7 protein-coding genes are annotated in these 5,527 nt (G+C 60.1%); all 7 read right to left on the bottom strand.

All coding sequences use genetic code 11. The features are described 5' to 3' along the window. Nucleotides 1-8: 8 nt before the first annotated feature. Complete coding sequence (locus EOA49_RS29755; protein ID WP_127216072.1) at nt 9-299, bottom strand: hypothetical protein; 291 nt, start codon at nt 297-299, stop codon at nt 9-11. Between the two features lie 82 nt (nt 300-381). After that, on the bottom strand, nt 382-1,911 hold the full coding sequence (locus EOA49_RS29760; RefSeq protein ID WP_127241941.1) for an FAD-dependent oxidoreductase: 1,530 nt from the start codon (nt 1,909-1,911) through the stop codon (nt 382-384). A gap of 369 nt (nt 1,912-2,280) precedes the next feature. Further along, the gene (gene fsa, locus EOA49_RS29765) at nt 2,281-2,937 is read right to left on the bottom strand and encodes a fructose-6-phosphate aldolase (RefSeq protein WP_067330524.1); all 657 of its coding nucleotides are present in this window, start codon (nt 2,935-2,937) and stop codon (nt 2,281-2,283) included. Between the two features lie 125 nt (nt 2,938-3,062). Then, a complete protein-coding gene (locus EOA49_RS29770) occupies nt 3,063-3,434 on the bottom strand; it encodes a DUF488 domain-containing protein (protein ID WP_095800014.1) in 372 nt (123 codons plus the stop codon). Further along, nucleotides 3,385-3,639 carry a hypothetical protein gene (locus EOA49_RS32900; RefSeq protein ID WP_127241940.1) on the bottom strand — a complete coding sequence of 85 codons (255 nt, stop codon included), beginning with the start codon at nt 3,637-3,639 and terminating at the stop codon, nt 3,385-3,387. The genes EOA49_RS29770 and EOA49_RS32900 overlap by 50 nt, the downstream gene beginning before the upstream one ends. Before the next feature lie 38 nt (nt 3,640-3,677). Further along, nucleotides 3,678-4,085: a cytochrome c family protein gene (locus tag EOA49_RS29775; protein ID WP_127216075.1), complete on the bottom strand. Its 408-nt coding sequence runs from the start codon at nt 4,083-4,085 to the stop codon at nt 3,678-3,680. Nucleotides 4,086-4,203: 118 nt separating this feature from the next. Next, a complete protein-coding gene (locus tag EOA49_RS29780) occupies nt 4,204-5,394 on the bottom strand; it encodes a GMC family oxidoreductase (protein ID WP_206519963.1) in 1,191 nt (396 codons plus the stop codon). Between the last annotated feature and the right edge of the window lie 133 nt (nt 5,395-5,527).

Consider the following 5,527-nt stretch of genomic DNA (forward strand, 5'->3'; position numbering starts at 1 on the left):
GTCCCCGCCTACTCGAACATAATCCGAGCGGTGCCTCTTTTGGCGATCAAGGCTCTGCGAACTTCCTGAACCCGTTCAGCCTCTCGTTTGGTATAGGGGCCCATCGGCCGGGTCTTTTCATTGCCGCGACGGACCTGGCAGTACCAACGACCGCTGTCGGAGAAGATTGCGACCGACGTCGGCATCTGATGGGACTCTTGTTCGGCAACCTCCTTGGCGAACTCGACGATCTTTGAATGATGCTGAGTGGGCGCAATGATTTGCAAATCCCTGGCAACGTCCTGTTGCAATGCGGACATAGATCGGTCTCCCTTTCGGTCACGGTGACATGCTCGGCTGCGTCATTCTCGGTGCGCTCCCACCCGTGCTCGAGAGCGCGTTCTAGCTTGCCGTTTGGCGCTCCATTTCCAGCTCGGCCTGCAAACTTTCCAGGTCGCGGAAGATCGAGGCGACAGCGAGCGTGCGCCCCTCCCGTTTGAATCGGAGCAGGCAATCCCTGGCCGCGACGTCTCCATCGACCGAGATCTCGTCCCATCGCTCGGGATGGCCGACATAGTTGATGGGCACATCGTAATGCTGGCTCCAGAAGAACGGCACCGCTGCGAACTTCTCGCGATGGCCAAGCATGTTGAGTGCGGCGGTGCGACCTTGTCTCTCCGCAACCACCCAATGCTCTACCCGAAGATTCTCGCCACTATGCGGATCGGGCCACCGGGCAATGTCGCCGGCCGCGAAAATTCCGGGCGCGCTTGTTTCCAAAAACGCGTTCACCGCAACGCCGCGATTGAGTTTGAGCCCGGCCTTTTCGGCGAGACCTATGCGTGGCCTGACGCCGACGCCGGCCACGACGAAATCCGCCATCAACGTGCCGCCGCTGCTGAGCTTCATCTTGTTGCCGTCGGTGCTGGCCGCAGTCGCCTCGAGATGGAAGACGACACCCTTCTCCTCATGGAGGGCGCGGATGAAGTCGCCCATCCGCGGACCCAGGACCCGCTCCATAGGCCGTCTGTCCGGCGCTACGACATGAACGTCGATGCCGCGCGAGCGCAGCGCCGCCGCAACCTCGAGGCCGATGAAACTGGCGCCGAGCACGGCGCAGCGTCGCGCATTCGCGGTCCGCTCGATAATCGCCTTGCAGTCGGCGAAAGAGCGCAGCGTGTGGACAAATGATTGCTCGGCTCCGGGGGTAGCAAGCCGAACTGGTTCGGCCCCCGTGGCAAGGAGCAGCCTTTCGTAAGAAATCGTGCTGCCATCCGACAGCACAACCTCGCGGGACCGCGGGTCGATGCGGTCGGCCTTTGTGTCGAGACGCAGGTCGATGTTGTTTTTCGAATAATACTTCTCGCCGCGCAGCGGAATCCAATCCTGCGGCGCCCTGCCGGCGAGATAGTCCTTTGAGAGGTTCGGTCTGTCGACGGGCGGCGCCTGGTCATCGCTGATCATGGTGATGCTGCCCTGGTATTGCTCACGCCGCAGTGTCTCGACGGCAGCGAAACCAGCCGCGCCACCCCCGACAATGACAATTCTTTCCGGAGCCGCACCGCCATCTCGCACCACCGGTGCCGTTCGCTTACGCTTCTCGACCACGAATATCTTGCCTTCTCGCTGTTCCACAGACCAGCAGGCGAGCGGGCTGAAGGCGGGCGCGCGCAGCGCCTCGCCCGTGCGCAGATCGAAGCACGCGTGATGCCACGGACACCGAACCGTGTCTTCTGCTACCAGACCGTCGACGAGCGGCCCGCCGTAATGCGTGCATGTCGCGCTGACCGCGAATACCTCGCTCCCGCGGCGCACCAGCAGCACCTGCTCGTCGCCGCAATGGCCGACGAGCTTGCCGCCATCCTCAAGATCGGCGATCGCGATGCCCTGAACCGGATCCGGACCGTTTGCCTTCGAATGGCTCCCAGCCATTTTCGTCTCCGTTGGCGATTCTCAGCGCAAGATCGATAACTGGAGCCTCGATAGACTTCGCACGCCCTGAACATGTTCCATCCAGGCGCGCCTTCAGACCGACGCTTTCGTTTTCACCGGAGCTCCCGACTAAAGCGGAACCGCTACGTCCCAGTCTCCTGCCATCCAGGGCACCATGCAAACGAATTTAGTGAGCGATTGAATGCATTTTTTGTGTTGGATTCCAGGAGCATGTGATGGACGGACGAAGTGAGGACAAAGTGAACATGCCGGCCACTTGAGGCTGTCGGTGTCACCACGGCGCGTGTTCTCGACCAGCCCGTCCCTTGGGCTGCTCACGGCTCAAGTCGGACCGCCGGCCAGCAAGTTTTAAAGGATCGCTTGCCTGGTCTTGCCCCAGTCCGCGAGAAAGGATGCCAACCCCTTGTCGGTGAGTGGATGCTTGGCAAGGCTCCGAAGTACAGTTGGGGGAATGGTCGCAATATCGGCGCCTGCAATTGCCGCAGCTTTGACATGGAGTGGAGTGCGTATTGAAGAAGCCAGGATTTCCGTCGTGAAGCATGCGTCGTTGTCGTAGATCGCGCGGATTTCCCGGACCACTTCCATGCCGTCCAATCCGAGGTCGTCGAGCCTGCCGATGAAGGGCGAAATGAACGTCGCGCCCGCCTTGGCCGCAAGCAATGCTTGGTTTGCGGAAAAGCACAGCGTGACATTGACCTTGTGGCCGAGGCGAGCGAGCGCCCGACAAGCCCTGAACCCATCCCAGGTGGATGGTACCTTGATGGCCACGGTGGTCGCGATGCTCGCCAAACGCTCTCCTTCGGCAATCATGCCGTCGAAGTCGGTCGCGGTGACTTCCGCTGAAACCGGGCCTTCGATCGTCCCGCAGATCTCCTTGATCACATCCCTGATCGGCCGACCGGTCTTCGAGATGAGCGACGGGTTCGTGGTCACCCCATCGACAAAGCCTGCCGCGGCAAGCTCGCGAATTTCAGATATATCGGCTGTATCGACAAAGAATTTCATTGTGCGTCTCCTCGATGATTTGATGAACCTTGCTCGGTTTGGTTCCAGAAAAGTGATTTGAACCCGCTGTAGTGGTCACACGCCCCATGTCCTTGATGGCACAAAGGCAGGGCGGCGCGACGTCTCTAGCGATGTCCCAGCAAAATCTCTCTCAGGACGACGGCATCGTTGTGGGCCTCGTCATGAGCCGAGTAGACGAGCGTGACAGGGCCGTGTCGTATCAGGTCGCGGAGCCGGTCGAGCTCATCGCCATGCGCGTGGATTTCCGCCGCATATCTCCGACGGAATTCGTCCCAGCGGGCGGGATCGTGTCCGAACCATTTCCGAAGCTCGGTGCTTGGCGCGAGTTCTTTCATCCAGCAGTCGATGCCGGCATCGATCTTCTTGACCCCGCGCGGCCAAAGCCGGTCAATCAGCACCCGCGTGCCATCGTCGGCAGCTGGGCTCTCATAGGCGCGCTTCAGTTTTATGCTCTCGTCGATGGCTTTTCCGCTCATCCGTCCGTCTCCTTTCGTTGACGGCATCGAGAAGCCCGGAGAACTCGTTTCGAAGGATCATCTCGTCGGCTTGATCGGATACGATGACGAAGATGCTGCCCCGATACCGTTCGATCCAGTGATGGCCGGTTCCGTGGCTTCGCAGGTAGTCGCCGATCTGATGAACGGTCGAATACCCCAGGCCCTGATGCAGGAGGAATTTCATAAGATTGTGCTTTGCAAGCCGGACAGATCGTCCCTGGCTCAGGGAGAGGCCTTCTGTCCTTGGGCGTTGAATTGTTTCAGATAGGCGATCACATCGGCGATCTCCTGGTCTTTGCTGAGACCAGCGAATGTCATCTTCGTGCCGGGCACCAACTTGCGCGGCGCGTGCAGATATGTGGTCAGCGTCGGTTCATCCCAGGTCAGGCCCGAATTCTTGTTCGCCGCGGAATAGCTGTAACTAGGGTAAGTGCCTGCCGCACGGCCAACGACGCCATTCAATACCGGCCCTACCCCGTTCTTGGCGTCGGGCCCGACCGCATGGCAGGCCATGCATCTCTTGAAGACCGAGGCGCCGGCGTCAGCATTGCCAGGAGATTTGTCCTGCGCCTGCGCAGAGCCGACTGCGGTGAGAACCGCGGTCGTCAATCCAAGAATCGTCGATCTCATCTTCGCGTGCTTCAATCAGGGGCGGCTTGGTTGTCGCCAAGCCACCCTGGTTATGTCGGTATTCGAAACGCACAGTCTGCCGGATCCGAAGCGTGGATCCGGACCCGGCAGACCTGCCTCAGGAGGGAACCAATGGGCCGGGGTTCTTCAGATAATTCTTGATCGCGTCCGCCGCCCAATAGGCAAGAGCGCCCACCGGTCCGGTCGGATTCTTCCCGGCGTTCTGCGGAAATACGCAGGCGCCGGTGACGAATACGTTCGGGACATCCCAGACCTGAAGATGTTTGTTCAGGACACTGGTGGTGGGGTCGGCGCCGAAAACGGCCCCGCCGGTATTGTGAGTGCTCTGATAGGGAACGATGGAATAGGGCACCGGCGGAATGCTCCGGTCGACCCTGATCGCACCCATCTCCTTGGCGATTGTCACGCAGATGTCGGCCTGGCCGTTCATCTGCTTAACCTCGTTGTCCTGGAAGTCGAACGTCATCCTCATCAGCGGACGTCCGAAGATGTCCGTATAGGTTGGATCGAGGCTGAGATAGTTCTGCCTGTAGGCCATCACCGCGCCTTGATTGCCAACGTTGGCAGCATGGTCATAGTTGTCGACCACTGCCTTCTTCCAGTCCGAGCCCCAGCGCGGCGTGCCATGGGGTGTCGGATGTGACTGGATAGGCCGGGCGCCCGAGTTGCTGCAACTGATACCGCCGCCGCCGATGTATCCGGCCTTCACGAAATCGTAGTTGTCGCCGTTGAAATCATCCATGCAGGTGCCGAGCGCGCCGGCGCCCATGAAGCGGTTCAGGATGGTCTTCTTGTCGAAGAAGGCGGTAGCCCCGCCGCCGCACTGGTAGGCATAGTTTCGGCCGACCACGCCTTTACCCGTGGCGGGATCGTAAGGAACGCCGATCCCCGACTGCAGCAGCAGGTTGACGTTCCCGAGCGCGTAGGCCGACAGGATGATAAGGTCGGCAGGTTGTTCGAATTCTCGCCCGCGAGCGTCGAGATAGCTGACGCTGACGGCCTTCTTGCGGGTCGAATCGAGATTGATCTTCAGCACGATCGAATTTGTGCGCAGTTCGAAATTCGGATTCTTCAGCGCCAGCGGAATAACGGTGAAGTGCGGGCTGGCTTTTGCATTCGCCTCGCAGCCGAAACGCTCGCAGTAGCCGCAGTAGTGGCATTGGCCGAACGCCACGCCATCGGGATTGACGTAATCGCGAGACGCGTTGGACGAGGGGTTTGGGAAGGGATGGTAGCCGAGATTGCGGGCCGCCTTCTCGAACATCACCATGCTCTGCGCGGCGATCATTGGCGGGTTGGGATAATCCTCCGTAAGCGCTGTTCCGACAGCACCTTTCGCGCGTGACGCTGAGGAACGATGTTCGGAGCCTTTGAGGGCTTCGACACATGACGATTTCAGAGCTTAAGCTTAAGTCCAGGGA

Origin of the sequence: Mesorhizobium sp. M1A.F.Ca.IN.020.04.1.1 (assembly GCF_003997315.1) — a bacterium.
GTDB lineage: Bacteria > Pseudomonadota > Alphaproteobacteria > Rhizobiales > Rhizobiaceae > Mesorhizobium.